Below are 24,991 nucleotides of genomic sequence, written 5' to 3'. Positions count from 1 at the left end.
CCAGGTACTATTTACTCGTCAAGCGCCGCTAGCTCAGTTGGTTAGAGCAGCTGACTCTTAATCAGCGGGTCCGGGGTTCGAGTCCCTGGCGGCGCACACGACGGAAGGCCCTCTGCTTCGGCGGGGGGCCTTCGCTCGTATCCTCGTCGGCTGCTCCGTCTCCGGCGAGGCAGGGCCCACCGAGCCGCTGGCCGGAACCAAGCGCCCCGCCGACGGGGTCGGCCGTACGCAGGTGAACCGGGTGTTCCAGGTGCGCATGCGCCTTGTTCCCGACAGCGGGAAGTCCGTCTGCATCTGTCCACACTGAGCATCGGCCGGCACCGTGAGCCGCGGCCTGTCACCGAGCCACGTGACCTCGTACTGCTGGTCGAGGGAGCCTTCGACACCGCGGACATGAAGCGCCCCCTCCAGGAAGCCGTCCTGAGTGCCGGCTGGACCTGGCGCGGAGTGGTCACGGGCAGGATCTGACGTAGCGGACGGCCGCTCCCCGGTCTCCGGCCACGTGCCCGCACGGAGGGCCCTGCGCCGCAGCGTACGGCCCTCCTCGCCTTCGGGGGCGGAGATCAGCAGCCCGGGTCGGGAGCATCCACCGACAGCGGGCTTCCCTCCGGCAGGAGGTACGTCACGTAGAGGACCACCGGCGACGTGCCCAGGTTGCGGCCGATGTGGATGTCCTTCGGGCCGCCCTCCTCCACGAAGGAGCCGCCCGCCGGGGTGACCTCGACCGAGCAGTCGGCGAGGGTGCGGGTCAGGGTGCCCTCCTGGACCACGGCGAGGACCTGGCCCGGGTGGTGGTGCCAGCCCGTGGAGCCGCCCGGGGCGATCGTGATCGTGCGGACCGTGACGTCCGTGCGGCCCTTGGCCTTCAGGCGGAGGGTGTCCTCCGAGGTGCCCTTGGCCAGGTTCGTCCCGGTGACGCCGCTTCCGGGCGTCGCCCCCGCCGCGGACGGCAGCAGAGCGAGCCCGGTCACGGCGGCCACCGCCGCGGCGGCCCGGTACAGGCGGGTGCGGCGGTGCGTGGGGCGTGTGGTGTCGGACATGGGTGTGGGTCCCCTCCCTTGGGTGATCAATACGGGGCAACCGTAGTGAGGGGGAGGGGAGTTGGGCGGGCGGTTGCGGCGTGCTGTGTGTCACCCCGGACAGGTGAACATCCGTGCCGCCGCAGTCCCCATCCCCGTCAAGGGCGGGAGTGGGCCCGGGCCCAGGTCCTCGGGGCGGTAGCGGTGGATGTTCTCGTGCCAGTTGAGGATGCCCCTCAGCCAGTTCTGCAGGTCGCGTACGTAGCCGTCGAGGACCGTGCGGGTCTCCTGGGGGAGGGCGAAGTCCTCGTGGAGGAGCGGCAGTTCGAGGGCTGCCACGTGCTGGAACTGGGCCAGGCGCGAGTGCAGGAGGTCCGTGACGATCGCGGTGGCCTGGGGGAGGGTGCAGGCGAAGAAGGTGCGGACCACCAGGACCGCGTTGTGGAGTTCGCCTTCGTACTCGATCTCCTTCCGGTAGGAGAAGAGGTCGTTGAGGAGGCCCGCCGTGTCCGCCGCCGCGTTCTCCAGCGCGCGGATCGTGCCGCTCTCGTAGACCTCGGGCGGTACGGAGGTGCCGTGGCCGATGCGGGACAGGCTCATCGTGAAGTCCGCGCCGAAGGTCCGGCGGCGCATCTCCACGTAGTCCACCGGGTCCGGGACGCGGTGCTGAGCCTGGTTGGCGAGCTCCCACAGCCAGCTGTCGAGCATGTCGGCGATCGCCCGGCGGAACGCGGCGCGGGCCGCGGGGTCCATCGGGGCCGCGGTGCGTCGCCACAGGTCGGCGAGGGAGCGCTCCAGCGCCGTGGCCGGTGGCGGGGCGGGTGAGAGGTCCGGGGGCAGGAAGAGGCGGAGGCGTTCCACGCAGGCCTTCGCGCCGGCCAGGTCGCGCGTGCGGCCGTAGACGACGGGGAAGAGGTCGTCCCCGTACGTGCCCCACGCCAGCCATTGGGTGGTCAGGTCCAGCCCCTCCGGTGTCGCGTCCGGGTGGATGCCGGCCGCGCAGAGCGCGAGGTCGAAGCCCGCCAGTTTGCGTTCGTCCCAGATGTCGGAGCCGGGGAGGAGGGGGTCCGGGCGTGTCAGGCCCATCTCCCGTGCCCAGCGCAGGACTTCGGCTCGCGCCGCGTCCAGGTGCGGGCTGAGGGTGAGCGGGAAGGGGATGCGGATCTCGGGGAGTTGGAAGGAGCCGGTCGGCTGGTACGGGATGTGGGTGTGGCTGCGGACGCGGCCGGCGCCCGTCGCCGCGAGCAGGTCCTTGAGGGAGAGGGCGCCCATGCCGAGGGGCGAAGGCCCGGTGGCCAGGCCCTCGTTCATGTAGCGGCTGGAGCGCATGTGCCACTCGTGGCCGCCCGACTGCCAGTCCTGGAGGCCCTTGACGTACGCGGCCACGGCGGCGCACTCGTCCGGGCGCAGGCCCTTCTCGAGGAAGAGCGGCGGCAGTTCGGTGAGTGCGGTGTTCTCGAACTGCTGCATCCGCGAGGTGATCAGCTCGTTGACCGCGTCCGCCGCCTCCTGCGTCGTACAGCCGAGGAAGGTCTCCAGGACGAGGACTCCGTTGCTGAGTTCGCCCTCCTCCTCGATCTCGCGCTGGTACGAGAACAGGTCGTTGCGCAGGTGGACCGCGTCCGAGAACGTGTCCATGAGGACGCGGAGGGGGCGGGAGGCGGCGACCGAGGCGGGGACTTCCGCCGTCACGTACTCGACGAGCTGCGCCGACCACGGCGCGCCGCCGACCTTGCGGCGCATCTCGATGTACTCGACCGGGTTGGCGATCCGGCCCTCGTTGATGTTCGACAGCTCCCAGAGCGATTCGTTGAGGAGGTTCCGGGTGCTGGTCGCGAAACGTTCCCTCCAGGCCCCGGTCATCTCCCCGACCGTCCGCTTCCACAGGTCCGCGAGGCCCGCCTCCACCGGGTTCTGCGGCTCCGGCACCGGCGCCGACGGGTCGAGCGGCATGAAGGCGGGCAGCCGGTCCAGGTACGCCTTGCCGCCGCGCCGGTCCAGCGTCCGCTTGAAGAGGGTGAGGAAGTGGTCGTCGAAGAAGAAGACCCACACGTACCACTCGGTGACCAGCGTCAACTGCTCGGCCGTGCAGTCGGGATGGGTGTACGCGCACAGCAGCGCGTAGTCGTGCGCCGCGAGGTCGGCGGAGTCCCAGACCCCCGACCCCTCCAGCATGCCCAGGCCGCGCGCCCACTCCGTGGACTCCTCCCGGGCCCGCGCGGTGTGCGGGTTCAGCCGCGCGGGATACGGGAGATACGGGGCCGGCAGCACGAACGGCTGCGACGGCCCCGCCGTCCGGGAGGCGTGCGAGGCGGGCGAGGCCTGCGTGCTCAACGCCACCGTCCGATCTCGACGTTCTCCAGGACGCCCAGCGCGTCCGGCACGAGCACGGCCGCCGAGTAGTACGCGGTGACCAGGTACGACATGATCGCCTGCTCGTTGATGCCCATGAAGCGGACCGACAGGCTCGGCTCGATCTCGTCCGGGATGCCCGCCTGCCGCAGACCGATCACACCCGCCTCGTCCTCACCCGTACGCATGCACAGGATCGAGGTCGTACGGGCCTCGCTGATCGGGATCTTGTTGCACGGCAGAATCGGTACGCCGCGCCAGCCCGGCACCTGGTGCCCGTCGAACATCACCGGCTCCGGGTACAGCCCGCGCTTGTTGCACTCGCGCCCGAACGCGGCGATCGCCCGCGGGTGCGCCAGGAACAGCTTCGACCCCCGGCGGCGGCTCAGGAGCTCGTCCATGTCGTCGGGGCTGGGCACACCGTCGTGCGGCTGGAGCCGCTGGTCGTACTCGCAGTTGGCGAGCAGACCGAACTCGCGGTTGTTGACCAACTCGTGCTCCTGGCGCTCCTTGAGCGCCTCGACCGTGAGCCGCAGCTGCTGCTCGGTCTGGTTCATCGGCTGGTTGTAGAGGTCGGCGACGCGCGTGTGGATGCGCAACACGGTCTGCGCGACGCTGAGTTCGTACTCGCGCGGCGAGGCGTCGTAGTCCACGAAGGTGCTCGGGATGTCCGCCTCGCCGACGTGGCCGGCCGAGAGGTCGATCTCCTTCTCGCCGTACTTGTTGGTGCGCTGGTTCGGCATCGTCCGCAGCTGCTCCAGGTGCGCCTGGAGCGCCGGGGTGCGCTCGACGACCTGCTGGAAGGAGCCCAAGGGCAGGACGAGCACCGTGCAGGTGGTGACCGCGCGCACCGAGTACTCCCAGATGGCCTCCGGGTCGACGAGCCCCGCCTCGCCGAAGTACGAGCCGTCGCCGACCACGCCGAGCTTGGCGTCGTCCCCGTACGGGCCGCTGCCGATCTTCGCCGCGCGGCCGTGCGCGAGCAGGAACACCTCGTCGGACGGGCTGCCGAAGTGCGCGAGCACCTCGCCGGGCGCGAACTCCCGCTGCTCGCACCGCCGCGCCAGCTCGGTGAGCACCTCGATGTCCTCGAAGTCCCGCAGCGGCGGCAGCTCGCCCAGCTCGGCGGGGATCACCTCGACGCGCTCACCGGTCTTCACGAAGGTGACCCGGCCGTCACCCACGGAGTAGCTGAGCCGCCGGTTCACCCGGTAGGCGCCGCCCTGCACCTGCACCCACGGCAGCGCCCGGAGCAGCCAGCGCGAGCTGATCTCCTGCATCTGCGGGGTGGACTTGGTCGTGGTGGCCAGATTCCGCGCGGCCGCCGTGCCCAGACTCTGCTGCGGCCGGGACTCGGCAGTACGGATCTCTTCGCCTACGGACATGCGTGTGCCTTTCAAAGTGCGCTCATAGCGCGGTTGTTGTACGCGTGATCACTGTGCAACACGGAGTGATGGTGTGATCACCCGCGCGGCGCGGAGCGGACCCTCCAGGTGCGCGATGTTCGAGGCGGGTCGCCGCCGCAGACGGCCCGCAGGCCCGTCGTATGCCGGACGGGCCTTTACCGCGGACCCCAACTGCGTGATCCTTGGCCCCCGTTGAGCGCATTCGCTCGAACAAGGGGAGGCCGGGGGAGTCGTGGCACTGAAAGTGGACCTGCTGGGCCCGGTGCGGGCCGGGAGCGCGTCCGGACCCGTGGAGATCGGCGGCGTACGGCTGCGGATGCTGCTCGCCCGGCTCGCCCTCGAAGGCGGCCGGCCCGTCGGCGCCGACGGCCTGGTCGACGGGCTGTGGGGCGAGCAGCCGCCCGCCGACGCGGCCAACGCCCTGCAAGCCCTGGTCTCCCGGCTGCGCAAGGCGCTGCGCGGCCACGCCTCCCTCGAATCGGTCGCCGGCGGCTACCGCCTCGACGTCCTGGAAGCGGACGTGGACGCGCACCGTTTCGAACAGCTCGCCGCGAGCGGCCGGCGCGCCCTCGCCGCGGGCCGCAGCGGCGAGGCCGCACGCGCGCTCCGGGCCGCCCTCGACCTGTGGCGGGGCCCCGCCCTGGCGGACGTGCGCGACGCACCCTTCGCCGGGCCCGTCGCCACCCGCCTCGACGACCTGCGGGCCGCCGCGGCCGAGGACGGATTCGACGCGGAGATACGGGAAGGGCGCGCGGCCGACGTCCTCGCCGACCTCGAAGCGGCGGGCGCACGCACCCCGTTGAGCGAACGCCTCGCGGGCCTGCGGATGCGCGCGCTCGCGGCCGCCGGCCGCCAGTCCGACGCGCTCGCCGTCTACGAGCAGCTGCGGTCCCGGCTCGGCGACGAGCTGGGCGTGGATCCGTCCGCCGAGGTGAAGGAGATCCATCTCGCCCTGCTCAGGGGCGAGTTGGAGCGCACCGAGGACCGGCGGGCCACCGCGAGCCCCCTGCCCGCCCGCCTCACCACCTTCGTCGGCCGCGACGAGGAACTCGCCCGGCTCGGCGCCCTCATGACCGCCTCGCGCCTGGTCACCCTGGTCGGCCCCGGCGGGGCGGGCAAGACCCGGCTCTCCCTGGAGGCCGCGGCCCGCGACCCCGCCCACGACCGCGGCCGCCTGTACTACGTCCCGCTCGCGGGCGTCAGCGACCCAGGGCAGCTCGCCGACGCCGTGCTCGGCGTGCTGGGCACCACCGACGGCGGGCTCTACGAGACGGGCGGCGGCCGCCGGACCTCCCCCGTGGACCGCCTCGCCGCACTCTTCGGCAGCGGCGACACCCTCCTCATGCTCGACAACTGCGAGCACCTGGTGGAGGCGGCCGCCGAGTTCGCCGACCGACTCCTCGTCCGGCTGCCCGAGTTGCGCATCCTCGCCACCAGCCGCGAACCCCTCGCGATCACCGGCGAATCCCTCTTCCACCTCGGCCCGCTCGACCTGCCGCCGGGCGATCCCGAGCCCGACGAGGCCCTGCGGACCGCCGCGGTACGGCTCTTCGTGGACCGGGCCACCGGCGTACGCCAGGACTTCCGGCTCGACGACTCCACCCTCGACGCGGTGCTGCGGATCTGCCGCGACCTCGACGGGATGCCGCTCGCCCTGGAACTCGCCGCGGCCAAGCTCCGTTCCATGAACGTCGAGCAGATCGCCCGCCGCCTCGACGACCGCTTCCGGCTGCTCTCCTCCGGCAGCCGCACCGCCCTGCCCCGCCAGCGCACCCTGCTCGCGCTCGTCGAGTGGAGCTGGGACCTGCTCGACCAGGGCGAGCGCACCCTCGCCCGGCGCCTGTCCGCCTTCCCCGGCGGCGCGACCCTCGACGCGCTCGAAGCGGTCTGCGCCGACGAGGAGCTGCCGGCCGACGACATCCTCTACACGGTCGGCTCCCTGATCGAGAAGTCCCTCGTGACGGAGGACACCACGGCGGGCGACGAGGGCCGCTACCGGATGCTGGAGACCGTCCGCGCCTACGCGGCCCGCCGCCTCGCCGAGGCGCCGGGCGAACAGCGGCGGCTCAACGACCGCTTCACCGCGTACTGCCTCGAACTCGCCGAGCGGCACGAGCCGTTGCTGCGCACCCGCGACCAGCTGCGCGCCATCGCCGTGTTCGACGCCGAGCACGCCAACCTCGCCCACGCCCTGAAGGCCCTCACCAGGTCCACCGACCCTGGCGACGGGGAGACGGCACGGCGCTTCGGCGCGGCGATGGCCTGGTACTGGGGCATCCGCGGCATGACAGGACAGCTGCCCGGCACCGCGGACCGCACCGACCGCAGCGCCATCGGCCGCGAGTTCCACCCCGCGGGTCAGCTGCTCCAGCTGACCCGGGCGGTGTTCTCCGGCGGGCAGCCCGGCTTCGACGAGCTGCTGCACTCGCCCGACCCGTGGATCCGGGCGAGCGCACACCTCGCGCACGACTTCGCGCTCAGCGAGCAGGGCGACCTGGAGGGCGGCAGAGCCTCGCGCAGGGAGGCGCTGCGCGGGTTCGAGGAGGTCGGCGACCGCTGGGGGATCGTGCTCGCCTTGCTGCCCATCGGCACCGAGCACTCCCTGCGCGCCGCCTACCCGCAGGCGATCGCCACCTGGGAGCGGGCGGTCGCGATCTCCTCCGAGCTCGGCACCGAGGACTACCTGTACCTCAGCAAGGCGCGCCTCGCGCGCGAGCGGCGGCGCAGCGGCGACCTCGAGGGCGCCTTCCGCGATCTGCGCGCCGCCCACCGGCAGGCCCGCGCCCGCGGACAGCTGCGCCTGGAGGCGAACATCCTGGTCGGTCTCGCCAACGTGCACCGCAGAGCCGGCGACCTCGCCCAGTCCGACGCGACCCTCGACCGCCTGGAGGCGCTCAGCGTCCGCCGGCCCCAACTGCGGGAACTGGCAAGGGACCTGATCGTGTCCACCCGGATCGAGAACCGTCTCGCCGCGGGAGACGCGGCAGCCGCCCGTGCGCTCCTGCCCGAGGCGGCGGGCGCGCTCCTCGCCCAAGGCGCGGGAGCCGCGCTCGCCTGGGTGGCCGAACTCCTCGGCGGGCTGCTCCCGTTGGAGGGCGCGCCCGCCGAGGGCGTCATGGCGCTCGGCATGAGCCAGGTGTTGCGCGGCGCCTTCGACTGGGGCGAACCGGAGTGGTGCGAGCTGGTCGAACGGCTCAGGGCCGCCCTCGGCGAGGACGGTTTCCAGGAGGCGTACGACAAGGGCGCGGCGTATTCGCGTACGGATGCGCTGCGGTGGCTGGAGGAACGGGCGCTGAGCGGATGAGAGAAGCCGGGCGGGCCGCACCGTGAAGGTGCGGGCCCGCCCGGCACTGCGCGCTGTCCACGGCCCAGGTCAGCCGGCGCTCCTGCGGTAGGCGCGCATGGCCAGCGGGAAGAAGACCGCGACGATGGCCGCCATCCAGATCAGGCTGCCGGTGAGGCCCTCGGCGACCGGGCCGCCGTTCAGCAGACCGCGCACCGCGTCGGCGACGAGCGAGACCGGGTTGACATCGGACCAGGCCTGGAGCCAGCCGGGCATGCCCTCCGGCTTCATGAACACGTTGCTGGCGAAGGTCAGCGGCAGGATCAGGATGGTCATCAGGCCCTGCACGGACGTCGGGTTCTTGATCAGCATGCCCAGGTAGACGGACATCCAGGAGAAGCTGAGCGCGAAGCCGATGAGCAGCACGAGCGCGCCGAGCCAGGCGACCGGGTTGGTGCCGAAGCGGTAGCCCATCACCAGGGCGAGGACGACCAGCGTGGCCAGGCAGCCGACATAACGCACGATGTCCGCGAGGACGGCGCCGATCAGCGGGGCGGAGCGGGCGATCGGCATGGAGCGGAACCGGTCGAAGATGCCGGTGCTGGCGTCCGCGGCGAGCGAGGAGCCGATGCCGACGCTGGCCTGGAAGACGGCCATCACCATCACACCGGGGACGACGTGGTGCAGATACCAGTCGGTGTCTCCTTGGGCCATCGACTCCCCGAAGAGGTAGATGAACATCAGCAGGGTGATGATCGGCGTGAGGACCACATCGACCAGCTGGATCGGGGACTTCATGAACTTCGTGAAGCCGCGGCCCGCGAGGGCGAAGCTGTGCGAGACGGTCTGCGCGAGGCCGACGCGGCCGGAGAGTTCGGCGGGGGTGGTGGCGGGGGCGGGCGCGGAGATGGTCTGGGTGCTCATGACGGGTCCTCTCGGGAAGCTGTACGGGGAAGGCGAGTTGAGCGGGGCAAGGGGGGCGGGGCTCAGACGGTGGCCGGCTGCTGGACGTCGGCCTTCGCGTCCTCGGCGGCGGAGGGCGCGTGACCGGTCAGGGCGAGGAAGACCTCGTCCAGGCTCGGCAGCCGCAGCCCGAGTTCGTCGGCGGTGATCCCGGCGCCGTCGAGCCGGCGGGCGACCGCGGCGACGAGCAGCGGGTCGTCCACGGGGACGGTCAGGACCCCGGAGTCCTCGGCGGGGGAGTGCCCCGACAGTTCGGCGAGGAGCGACGCCACCACCGGCACGTCGGCGGCCACGGTGGGCCGGACCTGGAGGACCTGTCCGCCGACGCGCCGCTTGAGCTCACCGGGGCGGCCCTCGGCGACCTTGCGGCCCTGGTCGAAGACGGTGATGGAGTCGGCCAGCTGGTCGGCCTCCTCCAGGTACTGCGTGGTGAGCAGCACGGTGGAGCCGTCGGCGACCAAGTTCCGTACGACGTCCCAGACTTCGTTGCGTGCGTGCGGGTCGAGACCGGTGGTGGGCTCGTCGAGGAAGAGCACCCGCGGCCGTCCGACCAGGCTCGCCGCGAGGTCCAGGCGCCGGCGCATACCGCCGGAGAAGGTGGCGATCGGCTTGCGGGCCGCGTCGGTCAGGGAGAAGTTCTCGAGCAGCTGGGCGGCGCGGGCCCTGGCGTCGCGGCGGGACAGGCCGAGCAGCCGGCCGATCAGGACGAGGTTCTCGGTGCCGGTCAGGGTCTCGTCCACCGAGGCGTACTGCCCGGTGAGACCGATCAGCTGCCGGACCTTGACCGGGTCCTTGACGATGTCGTGCCCGCCGATGACGGCGTGCCCGGCGTCGGGGCGCATCAGCGTGGCGAGGATGCGCACGGTGGTGGTCTTGCCGGCGCCGTTGGGGCCGAGCACCCCGACGACCTTGCCGGCCGGGACCTCCAGGTCCACCCCGTCCAGGGCGGTGAAGTCCCCGTACTTCTTGACCAGACCCTCGGCCTCGATCGCGTACGACATGGTGGTCAACTCCTCGGTGGTGGCTTGCCGTTCTCGATGGGCAAGACACTGCCGGGAGCTCCTGACAGCACGCGGACAGCGGGCTGACAGAGCTGACGGGGGGTCTGACAGGGGTGTCAGCGGACCGGAGAGGGCTGTCAGCGGCGGGAGCTCCGCCGGCGAGGAGGCGCCGTCAGGGCCTGATCTTCACCGTCCACGACCCCGACGGCGTCCGTCCCACCACCTGGATCCGGGTGCGCTCGCCCGGGACCTTGAAGGTCTCGCCCACGCGTACGGGCGCGTCCGCGAGCGGCGGGTAGACCGAGGCGTCCCAGCAGGCCTCCGACTCCGGGTGGGCGTCCAGGACTTGGATGGGGCCGCCGCCGGACTCCGTCTCGTTGCGCACGCGGTAGACGAGGACGCCCTCGGTGCAGGTCTGGCCGTCGTTGCCGGACGAGCCGCGCGCCTCGACGGCGATGGCGCTGTCCCGCCCGGTGCGCACCACCGCGAGCCGGGTGCCGCCCGCCTGCCCGCGCTCCGCCGGCGCCGCGACGGGGTCGAGCGTGAGCAGCCCCGGATCGGACCCCTGCACACAGGTCACCTGGTGCGGCTCCAGCCAGCCGAGCTTCCACTTGTGCCAGCCGAACAGGTCGGGGGCCAGGCCGAATTGGCTGCCCATGACGTCCCAGTCGCCGACGTGCGTGTCCCAGTCGCCCTTGCCGTCGCGCGGCCGGTGGTAGAGGTCCGGCAGGTCGAAGACGTGCCCGGTCTCGTGTGCGAGCACGTTGCGGTCCGGCGGGTGCTGCTCGAAGACGGTGACGATCCGCCGTACGTCGGTGCCGTCGGCGCGCAGCGGCTCGTCGAAGTTGACGACCTTCGTGGCGTCCGAGTCCACCCCCGGCGCGTCCGGGTCGGCCACGAAGTAGACGATGTCGTACCGGCCGAAGTCCACCACCGGATCGGCCACGGACAGCGCGTCCTTGAGGTACATGCTCCGCTTGTCCGCGTCCCAGTCCCGCGCTATGCCGTACTCGGTCGAGGCCTGCGGCATCTCGATCCAGTCCGTGCGCGGATGCGGACGCAGCTGGAACCGGCCGTACGAGGCGCGCTCGAAGAAGCGGCTGGTCGAGGGGAAATAGTCGGCCGTGAGCTCCTTCGGCGTCGCGAGCGGGGCGGCGTCCGGGAAGGAGAGGAACACCATCACCGCGTCCAGCTTCTCGACCGGCCGCGGATACGAGGCGTTCCAGGTGTCCAGGCCCTCCGAGTGGTGCGCGGCCGTGCGCTCGAGGGCGCAGGGGCCCGCCACCGGTTCGGCCACCGCCGGACCCGCCACGAGGGACATGGATGCGAGCGCCGCAAGAGACGTGAAAGCCGCAGCGGCACTGCGCGCCCGGTCCCCCTCACGAGGCAGGCCCCCTGAGGGGAGCTGACGCGGCACGTAGACCTCCGTATGCGGATGACGGAACACCTCCCTCAGCCTGTGGTGGTTTGTTCAACTTCGTCCTGTTCGGGTGGCCCGGTCGAGTGAGACGGGGACATGCCCGGCGTTCACGGAACGTCACAGCCGGCAAGGAAACGGGCATGCGATCGAGGGCGTACGAAACGATCCGGGCGGGACTTGCGCAGAAACGATCTGTCGGCAACAGCCGCTTGGGGAAAGGGAGTCCGGAAGTTGACCCTGAGGGGGGTCCGGGGCCGCGGCGGAACTGGAACGGGCCTCCGGCCAGCCTCTATGATCGGCACACTTTCCGGCCGGCCCACCCCCGACCAGACCTGAACACGACGACTGCCAGCGGGAGTGTGCGGTGAGCGGAGCGTCCGAAGGACAGGCACCCACGGCGGGCCCGGCCCCCGAGGGCCCCCGGCCGGCGATCACGGAACGTCACACCGCCTCGGTCCTGGGCCGCGCACCCCTGGTCCCGGCCGGTGGTGCGGAGGTGCTCGGCGCGGAGGCGCTTCGTGCGGAGGCGCTCGGAGCCGAAGCGCTCGGTGCCGAGGCCGGTACGGGGCCTGCGGGCGTCGATCCGCTCGTGCCTGACCCGCTCGTGCCCGACCCGCCCCTGCACGCGGCCGTGCCCGACCCGCCCGTCCCCGCTCCCGCTCCCGCTCCCGCGGAGCACCTCGGCCGCAGCGCCGCGGAGCTGCGCGACTACCGGGCCGCCTTCCACGCCGCGCACTTCGCCATGGCGGTCGTCGACCGCGACGGCTTCGTCGTCTCCGGCAACGACGCGCTCGCCACGCTCCTCGGCACCCCCGCAGGCGAGCTGCCCGGCCAGGTCGCCGCCGACCTCGTCGACCTGGCCTCCGACGCGCGCACCTGGCACGCCTACCGCGAGGTGCTGCGCGGCCGGCAGGCCAAGCTCCGCTGCACCCGCAGGCTCAAGCATTCCGACGGCCACGCCCTGTGGGCGCAGATCACCGTCTCGCCCGTGCCCGGCACCGCCACCGTGCTGCTCGCGCTCGCCGACGTCAGCGCCCGGCGCGAGCTCCAGGCCCAGCTGCGGCACCTCCAGATGTACGACGCGGTGACGCGGCTGCCCAACCGCACCCTGTTCTTCGAGCGCCTCACCAGCGCCCTGGAGTCCGCCTCGTACGACGACGGGGGCACCGGCCGGATCGGTCTGTGCTACCTGGACCTCGACGGGTTCAAGGCGGTCAACGACACCCTCGGCCACCGCATCGGCGACCGGCTCCTCGCCGAGGCCGCCGCCCGCCTCACCCAGTGCGCCGACCAGGTCGCGTACGACCGCTGGAAGCACGGCCACGCGGCGCCGCTCGTGGCGCGGCTCGGCGGGGACGAGTTCGCGCTGCTCGTGGAGGACTCCACGGGCACCGAGCAGCTCGCCGACCTTGCCGAATCGGTTCTGAAGACGCTCCAGGAGCCCTTCGACCTGGCCGGCCAGCGGCTCTCGGTCTCCGCGTCGATCGGCGTGGTCGAGCGCCGCGCCGCGGGCACCACCGCGACCCACCTCATGCAGGCCGCCGACACCACGCTGTACTGGGCGAAGGCCGACGGCAAGGCCCGCTGGACCCTCTTCGACCCCGAGCGCAACGCGCACCGCATGACCCGGCAGGCGCTCTCCTCCACGCTGCGGCCCGCCGTCGAGCGCGGTGAATTCGCCCTCGAATACCAGCCGTTGGTCGGCCTGGAGGACGGCGGCGTCCGCGGTGTCGAGGCCCTCGTGCGCTGGCACCACCCGCAGTTCGGCACGCTCACGCCGAATCGGTTCATCACATTGGCCGAGGAGGACGGCTCCATCGTCCAGCTCGGCCGCTGGGTCCTGCGCACGGCCTGCGCCCAGGCGCGCCGCTGGCAACTGGAGCACCCGGACGTGCCGCCGGTGTTCGTCTCGGTCAACGTCGCGGTGCGCCAGGTCTGGGACTCCGACCTGGTCGCGGACGTCGCCTCGATCCTCGCCGAGACCGGTCTCGCCCCCGAACTGCTCCAGCTGGAGCTCACCGAGTCCGCCGTCATGGGCTCCGCGGGCCGCCCCCTCCAGGCCCTCCAGTCCCTCGCGGACATGGGCGTACGGATCGCGATCGACGACTTCGGCACCGGCTACTCGAACCTGGCCTACCTCAGCCGCCTGCCGGTCTCCGTCCTGAAGCTGGACGGCTCGTTCGTCCGCGGTTTCCAGTACGAGGACGGCAGCGCCCACGCCAATCCGGCGGACGCGACCATCGTCGAGGCCATGGTCCAGCTCGCCCACCGGCTCGGCCTCACGGTCACCGCGGAGTGCGTGGAGACCGCCCTCCAGGCGGACCGCCTGCGCTCCATCGGCTGCGACACGGGGCAGGGCTGGCACTACTCGCGGGCCGTGCCGCCCGAGCGGATCTCGGCGCTCCTCAGGGGCGACGGGCCTGCCTGACCCGCCCGCGCGTCTGACCTGCCGCGCCGCCTGACCCCGCATGCCCCGCCTGACCCCCGCCCCGGCCGCACCGGCGTGGCCCGGCCCACACCATTCCACCGGAATAGACCCGCCCCCGGCCGGGGTTCTCCTGACGCACCACGACGCAAGGCCACGTACAGGAGGCACCCGGTGAGCGACGACAGCCGCGGACGAGACGGAATCCGCGGAGGGGACGACATCCGCGGACAGGCCAGGGGCAGCGCCCCCGTCCCCCTCTCCGTCCTGGACCTCGCCACCGTCGGCAAGGGCAGCACCGCCACGCAGGCCCTGCGCACCAGCGTCGGTATCGCGCGCACCGCCGAGTCCCGCGGCTACCACCGCTACTGGGTGGCCGAGCACCACTCGATGCCCGGGGTCGCCTCCAGCTCGCCCGCCGTGATCCTCGCCCACCTCGCCGCCCACACCGAGCGCATCCGGCTCGGCTCGGGCGGCGTCATGCTGCCCAACCACGCCCCGCTGGTGATCGCCGAGCAGTTCGGCACGCTGGAGGCCATGGCCCCGGGCCGGATCGACCTCGGGCTCGGGCGCGCGCCCGGCACCGACGGCGCCACCGCCGCCGCCCTGCGCCGCACCGACCACCTCAACGAGGGCGCCGACGACTTCCCGCAGCAGCTCTCCGAGCTGACCCGGTTCCTCGACGACGACTTCCAGGACGGGCACCCGTACGCGCGGATCCACGCCGTTCCCGGACCGGTGCAGGGGCCCGCGGGCCGGCCGCCCGTGTGGCTGCTCGGCTCCTCCGGGTTCAGCGCGCGGCTCGCCGCCGTGCTCGGCCTGCCCTTCGCCTTCGCGCACCACTTCTCCGCGCAGAACACGCTCCCGGCGCTCGACCTCTACCGCGAGACGTTCCGGCCGAGCGAGGTGCTCGACGAGCCGTACGCGATGATCGGCGTCGCCGCGCTCGCCACCGAGGACGAGCGCGAGGCGCGCCGCCAGGTGATGACCGGGGCGCTGTCCATGCTGCGCCTGCGCACCGGACGGCCCGGCCTGATCCCGACGCCCGAGGAGGCGGAGGCGTACGAATTCAGCCCGCTGGAGCGGGAGTTCGTCGACGGCTGGCTGAAGAACATCGTCCACGGCACCCCCGACGCCGTCCGCGAGGGCCTCGACGAGCTGCAGAAGCGCACCGGCGCCGACGAGCTGATGCTGACCGCCAACGCCCACAGCGGCCAGGCGCGGCTGCGCTCGTACGAGCTCGTCGCGGACGCGTACGGGATGACGGCCGCTTCCTGAGCCGACGGACCGGTGCCCGGGCCCGACACCCGGGGCGCCCGGCCCCGGCACGCACCCTGCTCAGGGCTCCGCGCGCACTCCGGGCCCGCCCCCGTCCTCACTCCGGTACCTGGATCACCGGCTCCTTCATGAACAGGGTGCCGAGTTCGGGAGCGTTCACGCGCCGCCCCGCGAGCCGCAGCCCCTCCCACACCGTGACCTGGTTGGCCGTGAGCACCGGCTTGCCCAACTCGGCCTCCAGGTCGCGCAGATGGGCCGCGGTGTGCAGGGCGGTGTCCGGGAGCAGCACGGCCTGGGCGTTCGGATGGTCGCCGGCGCGGGCCAGCGCCAGGACCTCCTCGCGGCCCCAGGTGCCCACCTCGGCGGCCGTGATGATGCCGCTGCCGCGCATCGCCACCACCTCGACCCCATCCGCGTGCAGGAACTCCACGAAGTGGTCCGCGACATCCTCCGGGTAGGTCGCGGCCACCGCGACGCGCGCCACCCCCAACTCCCGTACGGCGTGGGCGAAGGCGAAGGAGGTGCTGGACGCCGGCAGGCCGGCCGTCTTCGCCAGCGCGCGCACCTGCTCGTGCGCGCCGTCCCAGCCGAAGACGAAACTGCCGCTGGTGCACGCCCAGACCACGGCCTCGGCGCCCGAGTGCCGCAGCTGCTCGACCCCGGCCGCGAGCCGCTCGGGCGACCCCATCTCGAGCAGGGCGTCCACGCGGTGCGCGTCCTCGCCGATGTCCGTGTGGATCACGGTCAGGCGGATGTCGCTGCCGAGGAGCTGTTCGATCCGCGGGTAGTCGTCCTCGGCGCTGTGGCCGGGATAGAGGAATCCGAGTGCGGTCATGGGCGGCCTCCCGGTACGTGGGCGGACGGGCGGTCATTCGGGCAGTGCCGGGTCCTCCGGCACCACCGGCGGCTCGGGCAGCGGCACCCCCGGCAGCTCCGTCAGCTCCTTCAGCGGGAGCGCCGAGGGGTCCGTCAGCGCGACGCCCGGCGGGTCCACGAGCGGCACGACCGGGCCGTCCGGTAACGCGTCGCTCCCCACCAGCATGCGCCTCGCAGCCGTATCCAGCAGCGCCTGATACGGGCCCACCGCATGCGTACCCATGTGACGCAGGGCCGACCACATCGTGACCTGGTTCGCCGAAATGACCGGAATGCGCAGCTCCGCCTCCAGCTGCGGGATCACGTCGTACGTGGGCAGGTTCGTGCAGCTGATGAAGAGCGCGTCGACCATCGCGGGCAGCCGGCCCACCGCGTGCCGCGCCATGTCGACCACATCGCGGTACGGGACCTTCCAGATGTGCCGGGTCAGGCCCAGGTACGAGCGGCCCGCGACCTCGATCCCGGCCTCGCCGAGATAGTCCTCCAGGGACCGGGTCACCGAGGCGGTGTACGGCGTGACCAGCGCGATCCGCCGGGCGCCGAGCTCGTGCAGCGCGGCGATCAGCGCGCCCGAGGTGGTCAGCGCCGGCACCTCGCCGGCCGCTTCCATGGCCGCGCACATCGTGCGTTCGCCCAGGGCGCCGTCCACGAAACTGCCGGAGGTGCAGGCGTACGCGATCACCTCGGGCTCGGCGGCGATGAGCGCCCGTACCGCCTCGTGCAGGGTCTGGTGCTCGCTGACGAGCCGGGCGAGATCGAGGCTGACCTCGACGGGGACGTACGGCGTGCGCGTGACGTACAGCGAGATCTCGTCGGGGACCCAGCGCCACAGCTCGCGGTCGAGAGCGAAGTCGAAGGGCGCGACCACGCCGATGCCGCGCTGCGGGTGAGGTCCACCGAGACAGGAGACGTCCATGACTGGCCCCTTTGGACAGAGCAGTTGGGGAGGAGAGCTGAGCAGCTCCAAGGGCCGGCCGGGGGCCGGAGGGTGCGGTTCCGGCGGCAGCGCGCCGGTGGTGCGGAGACCGGCAGCGGGTGCCGGGGACGTCGGGACAGGTGACGAGCGGAGACCGGCAGCGGCTGCCGGGACGTCGGGACGGGTGGCGAGTGAGGCCCGGTGGTGCGCTTCTTGCCGAAGCCGGTCGTGCACTTCGTGCGGAAGCCCGGTGGTGTGCTTCGTGCCGAAGCCGGTGGTGCGCTTCGTGGTGAAGCCCGGTGGTGCGCCTCGTGGTGAAGCCCGATGTGAGGCCCGATCGACTGAAGTGTCGGTACCTGTCTGTAGGTGTGCCGAGGAGTACGGGCTTGTGCAGAGCCCGTGTTGACGAAGGTAGATTCGGGTGCCAGCGTGGTCAATCCGTGCACTTCAGACGGTTGCCTTCGGAGGCGTTTCGCGAGGCCTCCGCATAGCGCCCCGCCGTGCCTGCGCGCAGCTCAACACGGGTGCCCGCACCGGGCGCCCGCGCCGGACCACGCCAACTCCAGGGAAGCGGACCCGCATTGCAGAACGGTTTCCCCGCCATGACCGGACGGTCGCGCGCCACCCGCCCCACGCTGCTGGTGCTCGACGCCGACCCGCCGCCGCGCCTGGGCAAGCTCACCGGGCGCGCCCGCATCGTGCACACCGACGAGGCGCGGCTCGCCGAGCGGCTGCCCGAGGCCGATGTGCTGCTGGTCTGGGACTTCCACTCCCAGGCCCTGCGCACCGCCTGGCCCGGCGAGGGCCCGCGGCCGGTGTGGGTGCACACCGCGAGCGCCGGCGCCGACCACCTCATGAGCCCCGAACTCGTCGCCTCCGACACGGTGGTGACCAACGCGCGCGGCATCTTCGACGAGCCGATCGCCGAGTACGTGGCCGGGCTCGTGCTGGCCTTCGCGAAGGACCTGCCGCGCACCCTCGACCTCCAGCGCCGCCGCGAGTGGCGGCACCGCGAGACCCGGCGGGTCGCGGGGACGCGGGCGTGTGTGGTCGGCTCCGGACCGATCGGCCGGGCGATCGCCGCCGGTCTCAAGGCACTTGGCATCCAGGCCGCCGTGGTCGGCCGCACCCCGCGCACCGGCATCCACGGCCCCGGCGACCTGGACCGGCTGCTCGCACACGCGGACTGGGTGGTGTGCGCGGCGCCGCTCACGGACTCCACCCGCGGCATGTTCGACACCCGCCGCTTCGGCGTGATGCAGCCGTCGGCGTACTTCGTCAACGTGGGCCGCGGGCCGCTGGTGGTCCAGGACGACCTGGTGGAGGCGCTGCGGCGGCGCTGGATCGCGGGCGCCGCCCTCGACGTCTTCGAGACCGAGCCGCTGCCCGAGGACAGCCCGCTGTGGGAGGTCCCGGGGCTGGTCGTCTCACCGCACATGAGCGGGGACATCATCGGCTGGCGCGACGAACTCGCCGTGCAGTTCGTGGAGTTGTACGAGCGGTGGGCGGCCGGGAAGCCGCTCAAGAACGTGATCGACAAGAAACGCGGGTATGTCCCTGGACATTGACCGCGGGCGATGATCGCCTGGAGTGATCGTCGATGGGTCGACCGTCAGCGGACAGGGGAGGGCGCATGGCCGAGCTCGGCAGGATGACCGCCGTACAACTCGTCGCGGCTTACGGGAAAGGGGAGTTGACCCCCGTAGACGCCACCCGCGCGGCGCTCGACCGGATCGAGCAGACGGAACCGGCGGTCAACGCGTTCGTGCGCGTGGACGCCGAGGCGGCCCTGCGCCAGGCCGAGGAGTCGGCGGCGCGCTGGCGGCGCGGGGAGCCGGAAGGCCTGCTCGACGGCGTGCCCGTGTCCGTCAAGGACATCCTGCTCCAGAAGGGCGGGCCCACCCTGCGCGGCTCCAAGGCCACGCGTCTGGACGGCCGTTGGGACGAGGACGCACCGTCCGTGGCGCGGCTGCGCGAGCACGGCGCGGTGTTCCTCGGCAAGACCACCACCCCCGAGTACGGCTGGAAGGGCGTCACCGACAGCCCGGTCTCGGGCATCACGCGCAACCCGTACGACCCTTCGCGCACCGCCGGCGGCTCCAGCGGGGGAGCGGCGGCCGCCGTGGCCCTCGGCGCCGGACCCGTCGCGCTCGGCACGGACGGCGGGGGCAGCGTGCGCATCCCCGGCGCCTTCTGCGGCATCTTCGCGCTCAAGCCCACCTACGGCCGGGTCCCGCTCTACCCGGCCAGCGCCTTCGGCACCCTCGCGCACGTGGGCCCGATGACCCTGGACGCCGCCGACGCGGCCCTGGTCATGGACGTGATCAGCGGCGCCGACCACCGCGACTGGTCCGGGCTCGGGCCCGCCGAGGGCTCCTTCCGCGAGGGCCTCGGCGACGGGGTGCGCGGCCTGCGCGTCGCCTACTCGGCCTCCTTCGGCGGCCAGGTCGCCGTCGCGCCCCAGGTCGCGTCCGCCGTGCGCAAGGCCGTCGAGCGGCTCGCGCAGCTCGGCGCGTACGTCGAGGAGGCCGATCCCGACTTCAGCGACCCCGTCGAGGCCTTCCACACCCTGTGGTTCTCCGGCGCGGCCCGCGTCACCCAGCACTTCAACAAGGAGCAGCGCGCCGCTCTCGATCCGGGCCTGCGCGAGGTCGCGCTGCGCGGCGCCCGCTACTCGGCCCTGGACTACCTCGCCGCGGTGGACGTCCGCATGGACCTGGGCCGCCGCATGGGGCGCTTCCACTCCGCGTACGACCTCCTGGTCACCCCGACGCTGCCGCTCACCGCCTTCGAGGCGGGCCGCGAGACCCCGAGCGGGCGCGGCCGCTGGACCGGCTGGACCCCGTTCACGTACCCCTTCAACCTCACCCAGCAGCCCGCCGCCACCGTCCCCTGCGGGGTGGACGGCGACGGGCTGCCGATCGGGGTGCAGTTGGTGGCGGCCCGGCACAAGGACGCGCTGGTCCTGCGGGCGGCCCAGGCGCTGTACGAGGCGGGGGCCGCTTCGGTCCCCGCCCCGCAACTGCCGTGACAAGAGCGTGAGTTACGTGCGGGGCGGAGCCCGACTCACAGCCTGCGGAAGCTGAGCGTCTCGCCGAGCGCCCCCGCCCGCCACAGGTCCTGGCAGGCTTCGGCCATCGCGTCTAGGCCCTCCACCACCTGGCCCCAGACGATGCCGGGGACCCAGCCCACGTCGCCGTTGAGCAGCAGGTTGTTGCGCTCGTAGAACAGGGCGAGGTCGACCACCGTGCCGCGCTGCTCGGTGTCGTATCCATACGCCTTTGTCCCCAATTCCGTATCGGAAAAGGTGAAATAGCACAGGTCGCCGGGAATCGGGGTCACCGTGGGATTTTCCAGCGGGGGCTCCTTTTCCGCGAAGGCGGGGAAAAGCGCGTAGATCTCGTTCCGCGCGTATTTCGCGTGGTAGACCGGCGAGCCGAGCGGCAGCGCGTCCCAGACGGCCGCGCAGGTCACGGGGGCCCGGTCGGTCAGGAGTCGGGCGGTGCAGCGGACACCGCGCTTGTCGAGCGAGACTTCGATGTGGCGTTCCGTCATCCCTTCATGGTCCCGGCGCTCCGTACGGGGTCAACACCGCCTTGTGAGCATGTGAGAAGGCAAGTGGAAACGCCCCATCCGAATCGGGGCTGAAATTGATCGGCATATCTCGAATGACTTCGGGTAGCCGCGCGGCCATGGCTCCACCATTTGGGAACGACTACGGGAAAGACCGTCCGACGCACCGGCTCCGCACGCCATGGACGGGCCGGACGCTGCGCCGCCGGTCCGTGCTCGCGGGCGCGGCGGCGTTCGGGACGCTCGGCGTGAGCGCGTGCAGCCGCGTGCCCGCGCCGGGCAAGATGGAGGGTGGTGACCTGCTCGACCGGCTGAGGGATGCCGGGACGGTACGGATCGGTGTCGCCGGCGAGGTGCCGTTCGGCTACATCGACAAGAACGGCGACGTGACCGGCGAGGCGCCGGAAATCGCCAAGGTCGTCTTTCCCCGGCTCGGCGTGCCCAAGGTGACCGCGGTGCCGACCGAGTTCGGCGCGCTCATACCGGGGCTCGTCCAGGCCCAGCAGTTCGACGTGGTGTCCGCAGGCATGTACATCACGCCCGACCGCTGCGAGCAGGTGCTCTTCTCCGACCCCGACTACCTCATGCTCGACGCCTTCATCGTGAAGGCGGGCAACCCGCACGGCATCAAGACGTACGAGGACATCGCCAAGAAGGGCCTCAGACTCGCGAGCGGCACCGCGTACGCCGAGATCGAGTACGCCAAGGCCAACGGCGTCAAGGAAGTCATGGTGCTGCCCGACCAGGTGGCCGGACTCGACGCCGTGCGCCAGGGCCGCGTCGATGCCTTCGCGGGCACGAACGTCACGGTCAAGGAGGTCGTGAAGGGCAAGCGCGGCGTCGAGGCCACCGAACCCTTCCAGCCGATCGTCGAGGGCGAACCGGCCTACGGAGCGGGCGGGTTCGCGTTCCGGCTCTCCGAGAGCAACCTGCGCGACGCCTTCAACGAAGAGCTCCACAAGATGAAGGAGAGCGGCGAACTCCTGCGCGTGGTCAAGCCGTTCGGCTTCACGCAGGACGAGATGACCGACCTCACCGTCGAGAAGCTCTGTCCGCCTGCCGGAAGGGGAGGCGCCTGACCATGACCGGAGCTTTCTTCCAGAGCTGGTTCCTGCCCGGTGTGTGGATCACCGTCCAGGTCACCTTCCTCAGCGCCGCGCTCGCCTTCGTGATCTCCTTCGTGATCGGCCTCGCGCGCACCGCACCCAGCCGCATCGTGCGGATCCTGGCCGGCATCTACTTCGAGGTCTTCCGCTCGACCTCCTCCCTGGTCTTCATGTTCTGGATCGCCTTCACGGTCCCGATGCTGTTCCAGATCAAGTTCATCGGCATGGCCGCCGGCGTCATCGCGCTCGGCATGACCTACGGGGCGTACGGCTCCGAGATCGTGCGCGGCGCCCTCGCCGCGGTGCCGCCCGCCCAGCGCGAGGCCGGCATCGCCCTCAACTTCACGCGCGTGCAGCGCCTTCGCCGGATCGAGATCCCGCAGGCCTGGCCCGAGATGCTGCCGCCGTTCAACAACCTGCTGATCGAGCTGCTCAAGGGCACCTCGCTGGTCTCCCTGATCGTCGTGGCCGACATGACCTTCGCGGGGAACCTCCAGCGCCTGGTCACCGGTGACAGCGCGCCCGTCTACACGCTGCTCCTCGTCGTCTACTTCGTCCTCGCCTTCCTGCTCACCCGCGGGATGCGCCTCCTGGAGCGGCGCGCCAAGGCCAAGCTCGGCCAGGCGCCGCCGAAGGGCGGCCTGTTCGGCGGCCTGCGCGAGCGCGGGGCCATCGACGCGGTGACCGGTACGGCCGGCACTGCGGGTACGGGGGGTGCCAAGTGAACTGGGACTGGTCCAACGTCGACGCGTTCATGCCGCGGTTCTGGGACGGCGTCCTCGTCACCCTCCAGGCGCTGGCCGGCGGTGTGGTCATCGCCTTCGCCCTCGGCCTGGTCTGGGCGATCGCGCTGCGCTCCACGCACCGCTGGGTCCGCTGGCCCGTCGCGGCGTTCACGGAGTTCGTCCGCAACACTCCGCTGCTCGTCCAGCTGTTCTTCCTCTTCTACGTGGTGCCGTCCTGGGGTCCGTCGATGTCCCCGCTCGTCACGGGCATCGTCGGCCTCGGCCTGCACTACTCCACGTACACCAGCGAGGTCTACCGCGCCGGCATCGACGGCGTGCCCGCGGGTCAGTGGGAGGCGGCCACCGCGCTCAGCCTGCCCAAGTCCCGTACGTGGTACGCGGTGATCCTGCCGCAGGCCGTGCGCCGCGTGGTACCCGCACTCGGCAACTACGTCATCGTCATGCTGAAGGAATCCCCGCAGCTGGCCGCCATCGGTGCCCTCGAAATGCTCGGCGAGGCACGCGGCTTCAGCAACGAGACCTTCACCTTCGAGGCGATCAGCGTCGTCGGCATCGCCTTCATCGTCATCGCCTACCCGGCTTCTGTACTTCTCCGAGCCCTGGAGCGTCGTCTTGTCCGCTGACACCACTCCCACCGATCCCACGCCCGCCGACCCGCATCAGAACCCCGCGGTCGACGGCAGCGAACTGATCCGCTTCGACAAGGTCACCAAGCGCTTCGGCGGCAACACGGTGCTCGACAACCTCTGCTTCTCCGTGGACTCGGGCAAGCACGTGACGCTCATCGGCCCGTCGGGCTCCGGCAAGACCACGATCCTGCGGCTGCTCATGACCCTGGTGAAGCCCGACGAGGGCACCATCAAGGTGAACGGGGACTACCTCACCCACGAGGAGCGCGGCGGCAAGCTGGTGCCGGCCGGCGAGAAGCACATCCGCGAGGTCCGCAAGAACATCGGGATGGTCTTCCAGCAGTTCAACCTGTTCCCGAACATGCGGGTCCTTCAGAACATCATGGAGGCGCCGGTGCAGGTGCTCGGCCTGTCCAAGGACGAGGCCGAGGCGCGCGCCCGCGAACTCCTGGACATGGTGGGGCTCGCGGACCGCTGCAACGACTACCCCTCGCGCCTGTCGGGCGGTCAGCAGCAACGTGTCGCGATCGCCCGCGCGTTGGCGATGCGGCCGCAGGTGCTGCTGCTCGACGAGGTGACCTCGGCGCTCGACCCGGAGCTCGTCGCGGGGGTCCTCGACGTGCTCCGCGACGTCGCGCGCACCACCGACATCACGATGCTCTGCGTGACCCACGAGATGAACTTCGCCCGCGACATCTCGGACCAGGTCCTGATGTTCGACGGCGGCAAGGTCATCGAGTCGGGCTCGCCGGACAAGATCTTCGGTGATCCCGATCACGAACGCACCCGGGAATTCCTCAGCGCAGTCCTGTGACTTCGCTGGGTGAACGGCGGCCGCCGGACCGGTGACCGGCACAATCACCGAGCTAGTGGCTCCAGCGAGTGACTGTGGCATATGCCAGGGTGGCGCGTTCCTGGACAGGCGGCCCGTCCGCCGCCGGGAGCGCGCCATCAATCTCGTCAACAGCCCCTCCGTGCAACCCGTTTGGCGGCTATCGTGGTACCGAGCCCAGCTGTCCGGAACCGGTCCATGCAGGGGGAAACCGTGGCGCTGAAGCCTGAGTCGACCGCGCCGTACCACTCGGTGCAGCACGCCTTACGCGTGCTCGAAACCGTGGCGCGGCACGCTGCGGGCGTGACGGATGTCCAGATCGCCCGCGAAACCGGCCTGCCCGCAGGGCAGTTGTCCGCCCTGCTGCTCATGCTGCGCCGCGAGGGCTACATCCAGCAGGACACCGACGGTGCGTACGTGAGCGGTGACGCGCTCTCCCGCCTCGGCTCTTCCTCGCCGGGCCGCGAGCAGGCCATCACGGACCAGCTCCAGGTCACCCTCGACCGCCTCCGCGACTCCGTGGGCGCGGCGGTCTACATCAGCCGGTACGTGGACGGCGAGGTCCGCATCATGCAGTACGCGGCGGGCCCCGAGGCCCCCGCGGTCAACGAATGGGTGGACTTCCGCTCCGCGGCCCACGCGAGCGCGGTCGGCAAGTCGCTCCTCACCCAGCTCGACATCAACGGCCGCCGGGACCACCTCTCCCGCCACAAGCCGGCCCGCCTGACCTCGCGCACGATCACGAACGAGCGCCTGCTGTTCAGCCGCCTCGACGCCCAGCCCCCGACCGTCCCGGTCCTGGACCTCCAGGAGTGCGCGGTCGGCACGGTCTGCGCGGCGGTCCCGATCACGGCGGGCGCGGCGGTCGGCTGCCTGGCGCTGTCGATGCCGGTCGAGCACGCCCACCGCCTGCGCGCCGCCGCGGACACGCTGAACCGGGGCGCGGCGCCGGTGCTGTTGTCTTTGGCGATCTGAGGGTTCGATTCGAGCTGCGGGCGGGGCGGGCGAGTGCCGGTCCCGCCCGTTTGTGGGCGTAAGGCCGGCCGGCCGCTTGTGACGGCCCTACCACTGCGGGCATGACGAAGGCCCCCCGCCGAAGCGGAGGGCCTTGTCTTCGCGTGCGCCGCCAGGGACTCGAACCCCGGACCCGCTGATGCTGCTTTCAT

Annotated in this window: 19 protein-coding genes and 1 tRNA gene; 11 read left to right on the top strand and 9 right to left on the bottom strand. The window is 71.8% G+C overall.

What is annotated here, in order from left to right:
* Positions 1–22 precede the first annotated feature (22 nt).
* Positions 23–96: transfer RNA gene (locus tag BLT97_RS23300), tRNA-Lys, on the top strand.
* Between the two features lie 467 nt (positions 97–563).
* Here BLT97_RS23300 and BLT97_RS23295 read toward each other — a convergent pair.
* The 3 genes from BLT97_RS23295 to BLT97_RS23285 all read right to left on the bottom strand — a co-directional run bounded on the left by BLT97_RS23295 (position 564) and on the right by BLT97_RS23285 (position 4,756).
* Positions 564–1,040 carry a cupin domain-containing protein gene (locus BLT97_RS23295; RefSeq protein ID WP_093613329.1) on the bottom strand — a complete coding sequence of 159 codons (477 nt, stop codon included), beginning with the start codon at positions 1,038–1,040 and terminating at the stop codon, positions 564–566.
* Between the two features lie 90 nt (positions 1,041–1,130).
* Positions 1,131–3,359, bottom strand: a complete 2,229-nt coding sequence (locus BLT97_RS23290) for a terpene synthase family protein (RefSeq protein ID WP_342742767.1) — start codon at positions 3,357–3,359, stop codon at positions 1,131–1,133.
* The gene (locus tag BLT97_RS23285) at positions 3,350–4,756 is read right to left on the bottom strand and encodes a family 2B encapsulin nanocompartment shell protein (protein ID WP_093613327.1); all 1,407 of its coding nucleotides are present in this window, start codon (positions 4,754–4,756) and stop codon (positions 3,350–3,352) included. The genes BLT97_RS23290 and BLT97_RS23285 overlap by 10 nt, the downstream gene beginning before the upstream one ends.
* 253 nt (positions 4,757–5,009) lie before the next feature.
* Here BLT97_RS23285 and BLT97_RS23280 point away from each other — a divergent pair, with 253 nt between their 5' ends.
* Positions 5,010–8,081, top strand: coding sequence for an ATP-binding protein (locus BLT97_RS23280; RefSeq protein WP_245769507.1), 3,072 nt, complete (start codon positions 5,010–5,012; stop codon positions 8,079–8,081).
* Positions 8,082–8,150: 69 nt separating this feature from the next.
* On the opposite strand, the gene BLT97_RS23275 is transcribed toward BLT97_RS23280, so the two are convergent.
* The 3 genes from BLT97_RS23275 to BLT97_RS23265 form a co-directional block, all read right to left on the bottom strand.
* The gene (locus BLT97_RS23275) at positions 8,151–8,984 is read right to left on the bottom strand and encodes an ABC transporter permease (protein WP_093613325.1); all 834 of its coding nucleotides are present in this window, start codon (positions 8,982–8,984) and stop codon (positions 8,151–8,153) included.
* 62 nt (positions 8,985–9,046) lie between these two features.
* Positions 9,047–10,024: an ATP-binding cassette domain-containing protein gene (locus BLT97_RS23270; RefSeq protein WP_093613323.1), complete on the bottom strand. Its 978-nt coding sequence runs from the start codon at positions 10,022–10,024 to the stop codon at positions 9,047–9,049.
* A 172-nt stretch (positions 10,025–10,196) separates the two neighbouring features.
* Positions 10,197–11,345: a M6 family metalloprotease domain-containing protein gene (locus BLT97_RS23265; protein WP_093613321.1), complete on the bottom strand. Its 1,149-nt coding sequence runs from the start codon at positions 11,343–11,345 to the stop codon at positions 10,197–10,199.
* A gap of 799 nt (positions 11,346–12,144) precedes the next feature.
* Between BLT97_RS23265 and BLT97_RS23260 the strand changes: the two genes are divergently transcribed.
* Both BLT97_RS23260 and BLT97_RS23255 read left to right on the top strand, forming a co-directional pair.
* The gene (locus BLT97_RS23260; protein ID WP_245769519.1) at positions 12,145–13,872 is read left to right on the top strand and encodes a putative bifunctional diguanylate cyclase/phosphodiesterase; all 1,728 of its coding nucleotides are present in this window, start codon (positions 12,145–12,147) and stop codon (positions 13,870–13,872) included.
* A 171-nt stretch (positions 13,873–14,043) separates the two neighbouring features.
* The gene (locus BLT97_RS23255; protein ID WP_245769505.1) at positions 14,044–15,147 is read left to right on the top strand and encodes an LLM class flavin-dependent oxidoreductase; all 1,104 of its coding nucleotides are present in this window, start codon (positions 14,044–14,046) and stop codon (positions 15,145–15,147) included.
* Positions 15,148–15,244: 97 nt separating this feature from the next.
* Here the strand turns inward: BLT97_RS23255 and BLT97_RS23250 are convergent, their stop codons facing one another.
* Together BLT97_RS23250 and BLT97_RS23245 are read right to left on the bottom strand one after the other, a co-directional pair.
* Positions 15,245–15,982 (bottom strand): maleate cis-trans isomerase family protein, encoded by a 738-nt coding sequence (locus BLT97_RS23250; RefSeq protein ID WP_093613319.1) that lies wholly within the window; start codon positions 15,980–15,982, stop codon positions 15,245–15,247.
* 33 nt (positions 15,983–16,015) lie between these two features.
* The gene (locus BLT97_RS23245) at positions 16,016–16,939 is read right to left on the bottom strand and encodes a maleate cis-trans isomerase family protein (protein ID WP_093613317.1); all 924 of its coding nucleotides are present in this window, start codon (positions 16,937–16,939) and stop codon (positions 16,016–16,018) included.
* 602 nt (positions 16,940–17,541) lie between these two features.
* Here BLT97_RS23245 and BLT97_RS23240 point away from each other — a divergent pair.
* On the top strand, positions 17,542–18,507 hold the full coding sequence (locus tag BLT97_RS23240) for a D-2-hydroxyacid dehydrogenase (protein ID WP_093613315.1): 966 nt from the start codon (positions 17,542–17,544) through the stop codon (positions 18,505–18,507).
* A gap of 65 nt (positions 18,508–18,572) precedes the next feature.
* Positions 18,573–19,970: an amidase gene (locus tag BLT97_RS23235; protein ID WP_093613313.1), complete on the top strand. Its 1,398-nt coding sequence runs from the start codon at positions 18,573–18,575 to the stop codon at positions 19,968–19,970.
* A 35-nt stretch (positions 19,971–20,005) separates the two neighbouring features.
* On the opposite strand, the gene BLT97_RS23230 is transcribed toward BLT97_RS23235, so the two are convergent.
* Complete coding sequence (locus tag BLT97_RS23230) at positions 20,006–20,494, bottom strand: DUF3830 family protein (protein ID WP_093613311.1); 489 nt, start codon at positions 20,492–20,494, stop codon at positions 20,006–20,008.
* Between the two features lie 137 nt (positions 20,495–20,631).
* Here BLT97_RS23230 and ehuB point away from each other — a divergent pair, with 137 nt between their 5' ends.
* From ehuB to BLT97_RS23205, 5 genes are all read left to right on the top strand, one after another.
* The gene (gene ehuB / locus BLT97_RS23225; RefSeq protein WP_176953871.1) at positions 20,632–21,591 is read left to right on the top strand and encodes an ectoine/hydroxyectoine ABC transporter substrate-binding protein EhuB; all 960 of its coding nucleotides are present in this window, start codon (positions 20,632–20,634) and stop codon (positions 21,589–21,591) included.
* Between the two features lie 2 nt (positions 21,592–21,593).
* Positions 21,594–22,343: an ectoine/hydroxyectoine ABC transporter permease subunit EhuC gene (gene ehuC / locus BLT97_RS23220; protein ID WP_093613307.1), complete on the top strand. Its 750-nt coding sequence runs from the start codon at positions 21,594–21,596 to the stop codon at positions 22,341–22,343.
* Complete coding sequence (gene ehuD / locus BLT97_RS23215; protein WP_093613305.1) at positions 22,340–22,987, top strand: ectoine/hydroxyectoine ABC transporter permease subunit EhuD; 648 nt, start codon at positions 22,340–22,342, stop codon at positions 22,985–22,987. The genes ehuC and ehuD overlap by 4 nt, the downstream gene beginning before the upstream one ends.
* The gene (gene ehuA / locus BLT97_RS23210) at positions 22,977–23,807 is read left to right on the top strand and encodes an ectoine/hydroxyectoine ABC transporter ATP-binding protein EhuA (RefSeq protein WP_093613303.1); all 831 of its coding nucleotides are present in this window, start codon (positions 22,977–22,979) and stop codon (positions 23,805–23,807) included. The genes ehuD and ehuA overlap by 11 nt, the downstream gene beginning before the upstream one ends.
* Before the next feature lie 231 nt (positions 23,808–24,038).
* Positions 24,039–24,800, top strand: a complete 762-nt coding sequence (locus BLT97_RS23205; RefSeq protein ID WP_093613671.1) for an IclR family transcriptional regulator — start codon at positions 24,039–24,041, stop codon at positions 24,798–24,800.
* Positions 24,801–24,991 lie beyond the last annotated feature (191 nt).

The organism is Streptomyces indicus, assembly GCF_900100315.1.
Classification (GTDB): Bacteria; Actinomycetota; Actinomycetes; order Streptomycetales; family Streptomycetaceae; genus Streptomyces; species Streptomyces indicus.
Note: the sequence above shows the minus strand (reverse complement) of the source record. Positions and strands in the feature narration are given on the sequence as shown.